This is a genomic window from Candidatus Poriferisodalis sp. (assembly GCF_965208555.1).
GTDB lineage: Bacteria > Actinomycetota > Acidimicrobiia > Acidimicrobiales > Poriferisodalaceae > Poriferisodalis.
Genome location: NZ_OZ242342.1, coordinates 951,638 through 965,900 on the forward strand (window position 1 = coordinate 951,638; position 14,263 = coordinate 965,900).

At 67.5% G+C, this 14,263-nt stretch carries 10 protein-coding genes and 1 pseudogene; 2 read left to right on the forward strand and 9 right to left on the reverse strand.

The window, feature by feature from the left end:
* Window positions 1-3: 3 nt before the first annotated feature.
* From ACOGXE_RS04405 to ACOGXE_RS04435, 7 genes and pseudogenes are all read right to left on the reverse strand, one after another.
* On the reverse strand, window positions 4-1,806 hold the full coding sequence (locus tag ACOGXE_RS04405) for a lipase family protein (protein ID WP_419932740.1): 1,803 nt from the start codon (window positions 1,804-1,806) through the stop codon (window positions 4-6).
* Between the two features lie 84 nt (window positions 1,807-1,890).
* On the reverse strand, window positions 1,891-2,583 hold the full coding sequence (locus tag ACOGXE_RS04410; RefSeq protein WP_419933476.1) for a histidine phosphatase family protein: 693 nt from the start codon (window positions 2,581-2,583) through the stop codon (window positions 1,891-1,893).
* Window positions 2,584-2,733: 150 nt separating this feature from the next.
* Window positions 2,734-3,933 carry an ammonium transporter gene (locus ACOGXE_RS04415; protein WP_419932741.1) on the reverse strand — a complete coding sequence of 400 codons (1,200 nt, stop codon included), beginning with the start codon at window positions 3,931-3,933 and terminating at the stop codon, window positions 2,734-2,736.
* 135 nt (window positions 3,934-4,068) lie between these two features.
* Window positions 4,069-5,268, reverse strand: a complete 1,200-nt coding sequence (locus ACOGXE_RS04420; RefSeq protein ID WP_419932742.1) for a cystathionine gamma-synthase — start codon at window positions 5,266-5,268, stop codon at window positions 4,069-4,071.
* Between the two features lie 44 nt (window positions 5,269-5,312).
* Window positions 5,313-6,281 (reverse strand): annotated as a pseudogene (locus ACOGXE_RS04425) (PLP-dependent cysteine synthase family protein); the annotation flags it as partial.
* A gap of 31 nt (window positions 6,282-6,312) precedes the next feature.
* Window positions 6,313-7,266, reverse strand: coding sequence for a phenylacetaldoxime dehydratase family protein (locus ACOGXE_RS04430; RefSeq protein ID WP_419932743.1), 954 nt, complete (start codon window positions 7,264-7,266; stop codon window positions 6,313-6,315).
* Between the two features lie 68 nt (window positions 7,267-7,334).
* Window positions 7,335-8,267 (reverse strand): DMT family transporter, encoded by a 933-nt coding sequence (locus tag ACOGXE_RS04435; protein WP_419932744.1) that lies wholly within the window; start codon window positions 8,265-8,267, stop codon window positions 7,335-7,337.
* A 173-nt stretch (window positions 8,268-8,440) separates the two neighbouring features.
* On the opposite strand from ACOGXE_RS04435, the gene ACOGXE_RS04440 reads away from it, so the two are divergent.
* Entirely contained in the window at window positions 8,441-8,887 is a 447-nt protein-coding gene (locus tag ACOGXE_RS04440) for a CopG family transcriptional regulator (RefSeq protein ID WP_419932745.1), read from the forward strand.
* Between the two features lie 42 nt (window positions 8,888-8,929).
* Entirely contained in the window at window positions 8,930-9,289 is a 360-nt protein-coding gene (locus ACOGXE_RS04445) for a DUF5615 family PIN-like protein (protein WP_419932746.1), read from the forward strand.
* A 33-nt stretch (window positions 9,290-9,322) separates the two neighbouring features.
* Here the strand turns inward: ACOGXE_RS04445 and ACOGXE_RS04450 are convergent, their stop codons facing one another.
* Window positions 9,323-12,847 (reverse strand): indolepyruvate ferredoxin oxidoreductase family protein, encoded by a 3,525-nt coding sequence (locus tag ACOGXE_RS04450; protein ID WP_419932747.1) that lies wholly within the window; start codon window positions 12,845-12,847, stop codon window positions 9,323-9,325.
* A 117-nt stretch (window positions 12,848-12,964) separates the two neighbouring features.
* A complete protein-coding gene (locus ACOGXE_RS04455; RefSeq protein WP_419932748.1) occupies window positions 12,965-14,263 on the reverse strand; it encodes an MFS transporter in 1,299 nt (432 codons plus the stop codon).

Here is a 14,263-nt window from a genome sequence, read left to right on the forward strand (position 1 = left end):
CCCTCAGAGGCCGAGCATGGCGTTGAGCGCGTGCATCACCGCGGCGATGTCGGGCCCGGCGAACAGGGCTGCGAGCGCCGAGGAGTAGAGCGTGTCGCCGATCCGCACCACGGCGCCGTAGCGGTTGACGGGGAAGCCGGCGACGACGCCCGTGTAGTCGACGCCGAATGACTCGTCGCCCAGTTCCGGATCTGCTCCTGGGCTGAACGAACCCAGCGCCGTAGTGCCCGGATCCACGAACTCGCCGCAGGCGATCAATTCGGCACTGAGGCTCTGGATGGCCCCCGATGCCGCCTCAGGCGATGCGAAGCGGGCAACCCAGACGTCGAGGAACGGTCCCGTTGTGGGGTCTTGCACCCAGACAGCTCCCGAGAACGCAACCGGTTCGGCACCGCCGAAGGCCACGGTGCCCGGGCAGGTCTCCGCGAGGGGCGTGGTGGTCTCGCTGAACAGGTTGTCGAGGCCCTCAGGCACGGAGCCTTCGAGCAGGGTGCCTTCGACGGCGGCAGGGGTCTGCGCAGCGGCTTCGATCGCAGCGAGATCAGGATCGAGGTAGTCACAGCCATGCGGCTCGGCAACGCCGTCGAGCCGGTCGGCTACCCAGCCGAGCGTTGCTTCCATGGACGTGAACGTGGTGTCGACGTGCCCGCCGTTGGGATACACCTCGAGCGTCACCTCGGTGCCCCCCGCGCAGTACACGCCGTGCAGGTCGCGGACCAGCTCGGGCGGGACGACGGCATCGGCCCAGCCCTGCACGAACAGCACCGGCGCATCGGCGATGGGTGCCCCACCGGCCTGATTGGCCGCGAGCACCTCGGCCAGCGGGCCGACCGGCGTGATGCCGTCCCAACCGCTGGGGTTGCGCATCGCGGCGTCGTCGAGATCGAAGAACGCCTCGAAGACCGCGCCCAGGCAGGCCTCCTCGACGACTCCCATCCGGTCGATGGCCTCGGCCGAGAAGTAGTCCTCGAGATCGAGCTCGTCATGGTTGGCCGCCATGGCATACGCCGCCATCACGGCGAAGCCCTGCGCGGTCGTGCCGACGGTGTCCATCAGGCGGTTGATGTCGGTGGCAGGCGCGGCGGCGACGATCCCGGCCAGATCCAGCTCGGGCGCGTACGACGCTGCCAGCTGCCCGGCCCACAGCGCGGCGTGACCGCCCTGGGACAGGCCCCACACGAGGTAGCGCTCGCTGGCACCCAATTCCATCTGGCGCACGGCTCGCACGATGTCGAGGCTGCTGCGACCCTCGCTCTCGCCGACCAGGTACGGGTGGACGCCGGGCGTGCCCAAGCCCTCGTAGTCGGTGGCCGCAACGATGTGACCCGCGGCGGCAATCGCCATCGGGATCTCCGAGCCGACCGGATGCGTCGCAGACGGCGCGCAGATGTCGGCGACACCGGTGGTGCCGTGGGCCCACGAGACGATCGGCGAGCCCGCCGGCACGCCGGGCGGAGCGAAGACCAGTCCGCTCACCTCCACCAGGTCGCCGCGCACGCCGGTCGAGAGATAGGTGATGCGCCAGCCGTCGAGATCGCCGGCGTCGACCGGCTCGGCCTTCAGCAAATCGCCCGCGGCCGGTTCGGCAGGAGGCGCCTCGGTCGTTGTCGTAGGCGGCTCCTCGGTGGTTGCAGGCGCCTCTGTGGTGGTGGCGACAGCCGCCGTAGTGGCGGGTGCGGCCGCTTGAGCGGTCGTCGTGGTGGCGGCTTCGGCGGCGGTGGCGGCCGGGGGCGAATCCGGTTCGGCGTCGCTGCAGGCAACAGCAACCAACGCCAGCGCTGCAAGCGGCACGAAGAGACGGTTCATCTTCGAACCCTATGACTTCTGCTGATGCCCCCTGGACGCACGCAGACGCGGCCATCGGGTGATTTCGAGCAGTTCGGTGGTGCCTCAGGCGTGGTGCAGGTGGTCGTCGAGGTGCGAGCAGTCGTTGAACCGGCGCAGCACCCAGTCGCCGTCACAGCGAACGACCTGGGTGATCGAGCAGTTGTCGGAGCCGCCGAACGAGAACGGGGTGGAGTCCGTGATGTGCGCCAGCACGGCGCCGATCACGCCGCCGTGCACGCATGCCGCTACCAACTCGTCAGGGTGCGCATCGGCGATGCGCTCCAGCGCGCCCATGCAGCGGCCGATGAGCTGCTCGTTGGATTCGGCCCCGGGGATGACATCCCAGCGTCGCTCGACGTGCAGCCGTTCATAGAGCGGGTGGTTGTCGGCTGCGTGCTGGCGGATGAGACCGCCGTCCCACTCCCCTAAGGCCACCTCGCGCAGGTCGGGTTCGACCGTGGGGGTCATGCCCAGCAGCTCGGCCAGCGGCGCGAACGTCTGCTGCGTGCGCTGCAGTGATGACACGTAGAGCGCACCGATCGGCTCTCCGGCCAGCCGGCGAGCCGCCATCGCAGCCTGGGCGTGCCCGGCAGGGGCCAATGCGGGATCGCCCTGGGTGCCCAGCATCGGGAAGGGCTCGCCCGGTATGAATGCCTGCGACGCACCGTGGCGCACCAGCAGCACCTCGGTTGCGCCCGGCGGCCGGATCCACCGCTCCTGTTCGAACTGACGCACCTCGGTGTCGGACGGTGCCAAGTCGTAGTCGTCGTAGACAGGCTCCGCGTCTGCGGCCGCCACCGGCGTCTCGTGGGGTTGTGTCACGGCGGGCAAGCTAACGCCTGCCCCGCTGGGTCGGGCAGGCTGAGTTGGCCATGCAATCTGGGCTGGCTGCCCGACCTGGATCGGTTACTCGATCTGGTAGGCGGCCTCGCCGTGATCGCTCACGTCGATGCCAGCCATCTCGACTTCGGCCGAGACGCGGATTCCCATGGTCGACTTGATGACCGTGGCGATGATCCACGTGGCGGCGAACGAGTAGGCCGTGACCACGGCAATCGACAGCACCTGGTTCCACAGCAGCACGCCGCCGCCGAAGAACACCCCGTCGATGAAGTCGCCGCCGGGCACCGCCGACGCATCGGCGAAGAAGCCGAGCAGGACGCCGCCGACAGCACCGCCGACCCAGTGGATGCCGACGACGTCGAGGCTGTCGTCGAAACCGACCCGGAACTTGGCCTCGATGGCGAAGAAGCACACCACGCCGGCAATCGCGCCGAACGCCAGCGAGTGCATCGAGCCCACGAAGCCCGCCGCCGGCGTGATGGCCACCAGCGCCGCAACGACGCCCGAAGCGATGCCGATGGTGGACACCCGCTGGTGCCGTGCGTACTCGGCGAATGCCCAGCCCACCATGCCGGCGGCAGCGGCAATGAAGGTGTTGACGAAGGCCTGCGCTGCCGCGCCGTCGGCTGCAAGGGCCGAACCGGCGTTGAAACCGAACCAGCCGAACCACAGGATGCCCGCACCCAGCATCACGAACGGAACGTTGTGCGGAACCGGCCGGTTGTCGGGCCAGCCCGACCGGCGCCCGACCACGAGGGCCAGCGCCATAGCGGCGGCGCCGGCGTTCACATGGATGGCCGTGCCGCCTGCGAAGTCATGGGCAGGCAGGTTGAGGATCCAGCCGTCAGCGCCGTACACCCAGTACACGACCGGTGCGTACACCAGCAGCGACCACAACGGGACGAACACCATCCAGGCGGAGAACTTCATGCGGTCGGCGACGGCACCTGAGATGAGCGCCGGGGTGATGGCCGCGAACGTCATCAGGAACGCAAACGTCGCCAGTCCTTCGGCATCGTGAATGCCGGCCATGCCCATCAGCGAGAAATCGCCGATGATCGGCAGGCCGCTCTCGCCCGCTGCGAGGCTGTAGCCGACCAGCACCCAGATCACCGGCACGATGCCGAGGCACCACATGTTCATGTTGAGCATGTTCAGCGCGTTCTTGGCACGCACCATGCCGCCGTAGAACAGGGCCAAGCCCGGCACCATGAACAGCACCAGCGCAGCTGATGTCAGTATCCACGCGATGTTGCCTTCCATCACTTCCCTCCCTGTCGCCATAGGGCGTTGTCATGGGTGATTGATGGGCTGATCCGCACATCATTGCAGGTCAACGGTGTCGGCCTCGGCTTCTGCGCGAGCCTCGCAGGACCCCCGCCTCCCGGCCGCAACGCCCTAGTCAGCACTCACCGGCACAGTGTCGAGCGCCGCGCCGAGATCGTTCACCACGTCGTCGACGGTTTCCAGCCCGACGGACAGGCGCACTAGGTCGTCGGGCACCTCCAGAGCCGAACCGGCGGCAGATGCATGGGTCATCGCGCCGGGATGCTCGATCAGCGATTCCACTGCGCCCAGCGACTCCGCCAGCGTGAAGACCCTTGTGGATTCGACCACGCGCTCGGCAGCCGCACGCCCGCCATGGAGCCGGAACGACACCATTCCCCCGAAGCCGCTCATCTGGCGGCAGGCGATGTCGTGGCCGAGGTGATCGGGCAGCCCGGGGTACAGCACCGAGCGCACCGCCGGGTGGTCGTCGAGCAGATCGACGACGGCCTGCGCGCTGGCGCTGTGGCGGTCCATGCGCACGCCGAGCGTCTTGACGCCCCGCAGCGTCAGGTAGCAGTCGAACGGGCTGGGAACGGCGCCCACGGCGTTCTGCGTATACACGAGGTGGTCTGCCAGCCCATGGTCGTTGGTTGCTACGAAGCCGCCGACGACATCGCTGTGGCCGCCGAGGTACTTGGTGGCCGAATGCACCACGGCATCGGCGCCGAGCGCCAGCGGCTGCTGCAGGTACGGCGTGGCGAACGTGTTGTCCACCACCACGATGCCGCCCAGCTCGTGGGTGACGGCGCAGATTGCCTCGATGTCGAACACCGTGAGCAGCGGGTTGGTGGGCGTTTCCAGCCACACCATGCGGGTGCTGGGCGTCCAGGCGTCGCGGATCTTGTCGGGCGTGGTGAGATCGGCGGCGGCCATGCTGACGCCGGCGTTGCCGAAGATCTTGTCGATGAGCCTGAAGGTGCCGCCATAGGCGTCGTCGCCGAGCAGCAGGCTGTCGCCCGGGCGCAGCACCCGCAGCAGCGCATCCGACGCCGCCAGCCCGCTCGCGAAGGCGAACCCGTGCCGGGCCCCCTCCAGCGATGCCACGCAGACCTGGTAGGCGTGACGGGTCGGATTGCCCGTGCGGCCGTACTCGTAGCCGTGCCGGGGCTGGCCGACCGCCTCCTGGGCGAAGGTCGTGGCGAGCGAGATCGGCGTGACGACGGCACCGGTATACGGGTCATGAGGCTGGCCTGCTCGGATGGCGCGTGTCTCGAATCCATACTCGTCGGGATCTTCGAAGCCCGACACCTGCGGGTCGCCGCCCAGCATCAGCCGTTCCCCCCAGCGTCGCGCGGGCTCAGGTCCACCTCGTCGTCATTCGGGAGGCCACGCGATGCCAGCCAGTCATCGTCGAACACGCGGCTGAGGTAGAGACGACCCGAGTCGGGGATCAACGTGACCACGAGCGACTCCTGTGCCCGGCCGGCGGCGTCGAGCTCGGCAGCGATGCGGAACGCGCCGGTCACGGCAGTGCCGCCCGATCCGCCGGTCAGCAGGCCCTCTCGCCGGGTCACCCGGCGTGCCATCGCGAACGAATCGGCATCGGTCACCGGAATGACCCGGTCGACATACTTGGCGTGGTACGTGGTCGGCCAGAAATCCTCGCCGATGCCCTCCACCAGGTAGGCGCTGCCGTCGCCGCCGCCATAGACCGACTCCGGCGGATCGGCCACGATGACCTCGATGGCCGGGTTCTGCTCCTTCAGGAACCTCCCGACGCCGCTGACGGTGCCGCCGGTGCCGGCTCCGGCTACGAAGTGCGTCACCTTTCCGCCGGTCTGAGTCCAGATCTCGGGTCCCGTGGTCTCGTAGTGCACACGCGGGTTGTTCTGGTTCGAGTACTGGTCGGGCGAGAAGGCTCGAGGCGTCTCGGCTTTGAGGCGCCTGGCGGTGGAGTAGTACGAGCGAGGATCCTCAGGGTCGACCTTGGCAGGGCAGACGATCACCTCGGCGCCGTAGGCCCGCAAGAGCGCCACCTTCTCGGGAGCGACCTTGTCGGTGCAGACGAAAATGCAGCGGTAGCCGCGCTGGGCTGCGACAAGCGCCAAGCCGACGCCGGTGTTGCCCGAAGTGGGCTCGACGATGACGTCGCCGGGTTGCAGCCGCCCGTCGGCCTCGGCGGCGTCGATCATGGCGATGGCGGCTCGATCCTTCACCGAGCCTCCAGGGTTGGTGGTTTCGAGCTTCGCCACCACCGGCGTGGCGATGTGCGGTGCCACCCGGCCGAGTCTCACGATCGGCGTGCGGCCCACCAGCTCAAGCACCGATGGAGTGATGTCCAGGCCCTCGAGGGCCTTGGGCATCGGGCCGACGTCACTCACGGCGCACCAGCCTAGGAAAGCCGAGCAGGTCGGCCAGCGGAGACAGCTCCGAGTTGACCAGATGGACCCCGCCTTCGGGCAGCACCGACACCTCGTGCCACAGGCGCAGCTTGGGCGGGCGCCCCAGCAGGTGCACCGTGGAGAGGAACGAGTGGAAGATGGCCAGGTGCGTGGAGTGCGACTTCGACCACGCCTCCAGCGACGCCAAGTCATCGAACCAGCCCACGAAGCTCGTGGACTGCAGATCGTCGCCGTCAAGTGTCTGCTCCCGCAGGAACCGGCTGGAGATGCAGCCGGAGTCGCGATTGGAGGCCAGGAACTCGATGCCGGCCCGCAGCTTCGGCTCGATGTCGGTGAAGTACATGTCCCGCTCGTCGTCGAGGCACTCGTCCCACTTCTGGCCTGAACGGATGAGGCACAGGTTGGCCGGCAGCGGCGAGCCCGCAGCGGCCTCGAACGGGTCATCTGCGCTGGCCGCCATGCGGTCGCGTGCGGCGCCCCAGTAGTCGTGCAGTTCGGTGAGGTCCACTGACGTCAGGTTGCGCACGCCTGGCAGCGGGCGCTTGGTGCCGGCGATGGTCTCCCAGCGCTCTGCGGGAATGATGGCTGTCTCGCAATAGACCCCGGCACTGTCGAGTACCTCGCAGCCCTCGCGCCAGCGCTCGTAGACCGCCGGGTCGACCCAGTAAGCCATGAAGACGGTCTCGACGTCGCCCCGAGCCTCGTCAGCGTCATCACCCTCGTCGGTGAAGTTGACGACCCGCGCCCGCTCAAGATGGTCCGGGGCGTCGTCGCCGTCAGTCAGCGCTGCCTGCAGCTCGGCCAGCGTGTCAGCGTTGCCGGGACCCTTCGAGAAGATCATCGAATAGGCCGTCAGCTCTGGGAAGTCGACCACGCACCAGGCGGGCGCACTGGGCGTATGCCCCTCCGGCCGGTTCGCTGCCATGGGCATTCCTCCCGTGGTTCGCTCGCAATCCCATTCGACCGCTCTCTCGTGGCGAAGCGTACGGCGACTTAGCTCAGTCCTTCCAGACGATCTTGAAGCCGCGAGGCGTGTCGGTTCAGCAGGAGTCCGGCCACAACGAGCGCTGTACCAGCAATCTGGCCGCCAGCGACCTGCTCGTCAAGCAAGACGCTCGCAGCGATGCCGCTCGTGATCGGCACCGTGAACAGCAGCGGCGCCACGCGTTCGGCGTCGAGGTGCCGGAGCACCCAATTCCACACAGACCAGGCGACGAACACCGGCCCGATCACAACCCAGCTCATCGCAGCCCAGCCGGTCGCATCGACACCGCTCCAGTCCTGCGAACTCAGTGTGGGTGCAGTGAGCGCGAGGATCGGGATCGCGGCAATCGTCGTGGCGTAGGTCGTCAGCGTGAACGGCTTGAAGTGAGCGACCAGCGGACGGATAGCCATCAGGTAGATCGCATAGGACGCGGCTACCAGCAGTGTCACGAGGTCGCCCCAGCCAATCGAGACTGAAGTACGAGCCGTGACAAACAGCACGCAGCCTGCAGCGGCCGCGGCCACAGCGATCAAGGAGAGAGGCGCAGGGAGGTTCCGACGCTCCAAAGAGGTGAACAACATCACAAAGAGCGGCACGAGGGCCAGCAACAACGACGCTGAGAAGGCGCTGGTCAGCGACAGCCCCACGCTGAATCCGAACACGTATCCGCAGAAGCCCACGACAGCGACAGCGACAAGTCGCCCCCGATGCTCTCGACGCACCGGCGTGACACCGCCCGTGAGACCCAGCACCGCCCACCCGAGCACAGCCATCGACGCGAACCGGATGAAGTTGAAAGGGCCCACATCGAATTGGTTCAGCGCCTCCTTGGCAAAGACAAAGTTGACCCCCCACGCGGCCACCACAACGCCAGCGACGATCCAAACCACGGCCCTGGACACCGGTTTCTGAGGGCAACTCAGCGGAGTCCCGACAGACATGGCGACAAGCTAGAGAGCCCCGAAGTGAGCAAATCCGGATACGCCGGTGTATGTCCGAGATTGTCTGAAATCGTGCTGCGTCGCTACACCGTCGCGCCGGTGGTCGCGGCCAAGGAAGGCTCCTCGTACATGGGCGCCGAGCACCTCAGCGCCGACGGCGCATCCTCAATGTGATGTCGGGTGAATACGCTGTTGGCGTGGCGGAGGTGTCGATCAAGCTCTCGGATGCTCCGCTGTGCGAGCGGCTGAAGAAAACCGCTGGACGCCACGGCGTCTCCGTTTCTACGCTCGCACGACGCTTGATCGACGAAGGACTCCGCATGAACGCTCACCCGCTCATCCACTTCCGAGAGCAGTTCACGGGGCGCTATCCGGCACTCGTCGACGGACCCCTCTTGGTCTGGGTCATCGACATGATCGTCGGCGATGACACGCCTCTCGACGAGGGCCGCGCCTGGGCGGCCGAGATGTTGAACCTGAGCTTGGCCCAAGTCGATGCTGCGCTTGCGTACTACGCCGAGTACACGGACGAGATCGACGAGGACATCGCCAGGAGGCAGCGGGAATCCGCCGAATTGGAACGAGAATGGCGGCGTCAGCGGGAATTGCTCGCAACTTGATCGATACCTGCCCGGACCTGTTCGCGGCCGGACACTGCGCACGTGCGCTTGCTCATCGACGAGATGCACTCGCCCCGAGTGGCCGCAGCGCTGCGCTCCGACGGTTGGGATGCGATCGCTGTTGCGGCCGATGGATCGCTTCGCAGTCTCTCGGTCGCTTCGCTGCTCGAATTCGCTGGCAAGAGCGGTCGAGTCATCGTCACCGAGGACGGCAGTGACTTCGCGAGGCTCGCTGCGCAGGCGATAGCCGCAGGCGACCACCACTGTGGAATCGTCATCACCCACAGAGCCAAGTTCTTGCGCAAGGGGGTTGCCTACCCGAACAACGTCATCGAAGCGCTGCGCCGCTTCCTGACGGAGCCACCATTCAAAGGCGACTCATGGATCTGGTGGCTGCAATGAGCCTCAAGCCTCGCCTGCGTCAATCGCCTCCGTTCAGGCGCCGAGATCGGCGGCGCGGGCCCGGAACAGCTCGACGTTGGCTTCCTTGATGTCCTCGTAGCCGCGGATGATGTCGGGAAGCTGAGCGATCTCGACGGCCCGGGCGTACGCCGATTCGTCGCCTGCGCTGAGGGTGTCGAGCGCCCGGGAGATCATCCCGCGGTACTCGTCAATCAGCTCCCGCTCCATCTTCCGATGAGCGGTCTTGCCGAAGATGTCCAGCGCCCCGCCGCGCAGGCCCTTCATCCGAGCCAGCAGGGCGAATGCCATGTCACCTGACCGGCCGAGGCCGATCTTCTTCTCCACGCCCATGCGCCGCATGATCGGCGGGTGCAGCTTGTAGGTGACGTCGGTCTTGTCGCCGAACTGATCGCGCACCGCTTGCTGGAAGGCCTTTGAGCGATGCAGGCGAGCCACCTCGTACTCATCCTTGTAGGCCATCAGCTTGTAGAGGTAGGTCGCAACGGCCTCGCTGAGCGCCGTCTCGCTGCTTGACGCAGCTTCCGCCTCACGCACCTTGGCAATGAACGCGGCGTAGGCCGCTGCGTACGCGTGATTCTGGTAGGCCACCAGGTCGGGCACCCGGATACGCAGCAGCCGAGCCAACTCTTCGGATTGGCTGGGCACGGTGTCGATGAGGTCCTGCTCACGGCCTGAGGGGCCGGTGTCGCGCTTGACCTTGCCGACCCTCTCGACTTCGAGGGTTCCCAGGAAGTCGGGGTCGAGCACGATCTTGCGGCCGATGCGGAACGCCTGGGTGTTCATCTCCACCGCGACGCCGTTCAGCTCGATGGCCCGCTCGATCGCCGATGCGCTGATCGGGACCACGCCCGACTGGTAGGCGGCGCCCACCACCAGCACGTTGGCCGGCATGTGCGAGCGGAACAGGCTGTCCGACAGGGTGCCGGCGTCGAAGTAGACGTTGCGCTCGGGACTCGTGGACTCGTCGATGACTCGCTGGAAGGCCGTCCACTCGGGGAACTCGGCGGACGTGTCGCGCACCATCGAGGTGGTAGGGACCTTCGACGAGGACACGACAGCGACCGTCTTGTCGGCCAGTGCCTTGTCGAGGTTGGCCGGGTTGGTGCCGGTCAGCAGGTCGAACACGATGTAGGCATCGGCCTCGCCGAGCCCGACCTTGTTGGCCTCATCGCCGCCATCGCTGCTGGCGTCGCCGTTCGGGCTGCCGTCATCGGCGCCCATGCGCCGAACCTTGAGGTTCGACAGCACCGGGCCGCCCTTCTGGGCAAGACCGGTCTGGTCGAGGCCATTGGCCGTCTTGCCGTCGAGCAGAGCCGCCGTCGCCAGCATCTGGTTCACCGTCACCACGCCCGTGCCGCCGATGCCCATCATCAAGATGTTGCCCTCGTCGATCCGGTCGGGCTCGGGCAGGTCGTCGCCGATGTGGGAGATGGCCACCGTGGCCTTCGTGGGGATCTTCCCCGCCGGGACCACCTCGATGAACGCCGGGCAATCCCCGTCGAGGCACGTGAAGTCCTTGTTGCACGAGGACTGGTGGATCTGGGTCTTGCGGCCGAACTCGGTCTCGATCGGCTGCACGCTCAAGCAGCTCGACTTCTCGCCGCAGTCGCCGCAGCCTTCGCAGACTGCTTCGTTGATGAAGACCCGTGTGGTGGGCTCGGCCACCTTGCCGCGCTTGCGGTCGCGCCGGAGCTCGGCCGCACAGGCCTGGTCGTAGATCAGGACGGTGCAGCCCTCGATCTCACGCAGGACGCGCTGGGCCTCGTCCATGCGGTCGCGGTGCCAGACATCGGTGCCGGGAGCGAACTCGGCATCGGCGGGGTACTTGGAGGGGTCGTCGGTGACGACCATCACCTTGGCGACGCCCTCGGCGTGCACCGAGCGGGTCAGCTCGGGAACGGCCATGCCGCCGTCGATGTCCTGGCCGCCCGTCATCGCGACCGCGCCGTTGTAGAGGATCTTGTAAGTGACGTTGGTGCCGGCGGCCACTGCCTGGCGCAGCGCCAGCGAACCGGAGTGGTGGTAGGTGCCGTCGCCGATGTTCTGGAACCGGTGCTCCATGGTGACGAACGGCGCGGCGCCGACCCACTGGCAGCCCTCGCCGCCCATCTGGGTGGTGCCGCGGACGTTGCGAGTGGGCGTCATGGCCGCCATGCCGTGACAGCCGATGCCGCCGCCGGCCTCGGAGCCCTCCGGCACCCAGGTGGAGCGATTGTGGGGGCAGCCTGAGCAGAACCCCGGCGTGCGCCCGGCGGCCTTCTCGCCCTTGGAGGTGGTGACCGCCAGCGGGATCGTGATGCGCTCGGGCACGGCCGGGCCGATGCCCTCGGGGCCGAGCCGGTCCACCAGGAACGGCCGGATCTTGCGTGCGATCAGGTCGGCGTCCATCTCGCCGTGACCCGGGAACCAGAAGCCGCCCTGCGCGTCCCGCTTGCCGAGCACGACGGGCGCGTCTGACACGCCGTAGAGGTTCTCCTTGATGAGCGCCTCGATGATCGAGCGCTTCTCCTCCACGGCCACGATCACATCGAGCCCGTCGGCGAATTCGCGCAGGCTCGTGGGCTCGAGCGGCCAGACGACCGCCGGCTTCCAGATGCGAACGCCACGGCGCTCCAGCTCGATGTCGTCGAGGCCCATGCGGTCTAGCGCCTCGCGCAGGTCGTAGTAGGTCTTGCCTGCGGCGACCAGGCCGATGCGGGCGTCGCGGGTGGGCAAGGTTTGGCGGTTGAGCTTGTTGGCTGCGACGAACTCGTCCACCGCCACCATCCGGCCCTCGTGGATCTCGAGTTCCATGCGCACTGCGTTGGGGCCGAACAGGGCGTCCTGCTGGGTGTGCGCCCAGGGCTTGCCTTCCCATTCGAACTCGGGACGGGTGACCGACACACGGCCGGGGCCGACCTGCACCGTCGCATACCCGTCGGCCACATTGGTGACGATCTTGAGCGCCGACCAGAAGCCGCTGTAGCGGGACAGCTCGTAGCCCCAGCGGCCGTAGTCGATGACCTCCTGCACCGAGCCCGGGTACAGGATCGGCGTCTGGAAGTGGATCAGGACCGGCTCGGACTCCGATGCCAGCGTGGACGACTTCGAAGCAGGATCATCGCCCGCCACGAGCAGCACGCCGCCCTTGGGATCGACGCCGCAGACGTTCGCATGCTTGATTGCGTCTCCAGACCGGTCGACGCCCGGCGCCTTGCCGTACCACATGCCCAGCACGCCGTCGTAGCGGCCCTCGAAGTTGCGGTTCGACAGCTGGCTGCCCCACACGATCGTGGCGCCGAGATCCTCGTTGAGACCGGGCTCGAAGACGATGTTGTTCTGCTTCAGCTCCTCGGCGTTGGTGGTCATGAGCACGTCGATGCCGCCCAGCGGCGAGCCGCGGTAGCCCGAGACCATCGCCGCTGTGGTGAGGCCGTCGCGGCGGTCTGCCCGGAGCTGATCGAGCAGCACCCGCAGCAGGGCCTGCACGCCCGACATGGCGACATCACCCTCGACGCGGTCAAAGCGATCCTCGAGCTTGAAGTCTGCGAGTGCCATCGAATCCCCCTGATCCGCGCTGGTGGACCGCCATACGCGGCCACTTCGGAGGCTACCCGTCAGCCCAGAACGCTGCCCGTTGGCGGCATGCACGTCTGCATCAATCAGCGCTGTCAATCAGCGCTTGGGCAGCAAGACCGGCCGCGGGAGTGTGAACGCCAGGGCCAGCGCGCACGCGTTCGAGGCGGCCGCCATAGAAAACGTCCAGCCGTAGCCGCCGGTGGCCCCCAGCAGCAGCTGGGCAACGTAGGGACCTACGGCCGCGAACGATCCCGCCGTCGCGAAGAAACGGCCGACGATCGCTCCGGCATGGGTGCGGCCGAAATAGTCCGCGACCAAGGCCGGAAAGACAGCCACGCTGCCGCCGTAGGACAGGCCGAATGCGATCGCGGAGGCGTAGAGCAGCACCAGTCCTTCCGACACAGCGATACCGACGAACGACAGCGTCTCGACCGCCAGCGCCAGCATGACGGCGCGGCGACGGTCGATGCGGTCTGACAGCGGGCCGGTCACGATCCGGCCGACGAGCCCGCCGACGCCGACCGAGCTGATGACACCTGCTGCCCACAGCGGCGAGAATCCGAGGCTCCGGGCGTACTGCACGCCGTGTGCGAACGGCACGAACACCACCACGAACGTCAGTGCGAACATGCCGAAGATGCGCCAGAACACCGAGCTGCGCCAGGCCTGGGGGGCAGTCCACGCCGTGAGGGGATTCTCGGCGTCGGGTGCGCTGCTGCGGGTGGTTTCCACGACGAAACCCGCCGGCCGGGACACGAACCGCGAGCGGGTCATCGGCCGATCAGCGACATCTGGCGAGCGCCCGTCGGGATACTGACCGATCGACTCCGGATCGCGCACGAACACCATCGCGGTGACGGCCATCAGCACGCCGCCCACCACCGCCATCACCGCAATCGCCGTGCGCCATCCGAATTCCCCGACGAGCCATGCGGCAATCGGGGGCGCGACGATGCCGCCGGCGCTCCCGCCCGAGCCGACGATGCCGGTTGCCAGGCCTCGCCGCGCGCTGAACCAGCGCACCACGGTGGCATTCGCGGGCACCCACGACGACGACATCCCCAGCGGCGCGATGACGGCGAGGCCAATGAACACCATCGCCAGGGATCCGGCGGCTGACAGCACCAAGTAGCCCGCCGCGAGCAGGGCGGCGCCCGTGGCGATGACCTTGCGCGGGCCGAATCGGTCGGTGAGCTGGCCCGTCCATGCGCTCACGACGCTGTAGGCGAGGATGTAGGAGGCGTATGCAAGCTGGAGCCAGGTCGCCGACCAGCCCTTGTCGGCGCTGATGGCCCCTTCGAACGTGCCGTAGCTGAACTGGATGCCGTACACGATGAACAGCACCCAGAAACCGGCCCACGCCACGCGCCAGCCGTGGAATGGCCGGCCGATCAA

Bases quoted from the DNA above. Each gene is read 5' to 3' on its own strand.
- ACOGXE_RS04415 (WP_419932741.1), bottom strand. From the start codon at position 3,933: ATGGAAGGCAACATCGCGTGGATACTGACATCAGCTGCGCTGGTGCTG.
- ACOGXE_RS04405 (WP_419932740.1), bottom strand. From the start codon at position 1,806: ATGAACCGTCTCTTCGTGCCGCTTGCAGCGCTGGCGTTGGTTGCTGTT.
- ACOGXE_RS04435 (WP_419932744.1), bottom strand. From the start codon at position 8,267: ATGTCTGTCGGGACTCCGCTGAGTTGCCCTCAGAAACCGGTGTCCAGG.
- ACOGXE_RS04440 (WP_419932745.1), top strand. From the start codon at position 8,441: ATGTCGGGTGAATACGCTGTTGGCGTGGCGGAGGTGTCGATCAAGCTC.
- ACOGXE_RS04450 (WP_419932747.1), bottom strand. From the start codon at position 12,847: ATGGCACTCGCAGACTTCAAGCTCGAGGATCGCTTTGACCGCGTCGAG.
- ACOGXE_RS04420 (WP_419932742.1), bottom strand. From the start codon at position 5,268: ATGCTGGGCGGCGACCCGCAGGTGTCGGGCTTCGAAGATCCCGACGAG.
- ACOGXE_RS04430 (WP_419932743.1), bottom strand. From the start codon at position 7,266: ATGGCAGCGAACCGGCCGGAGGGGCATACGCCCAGTGCGCCCGCCTGG.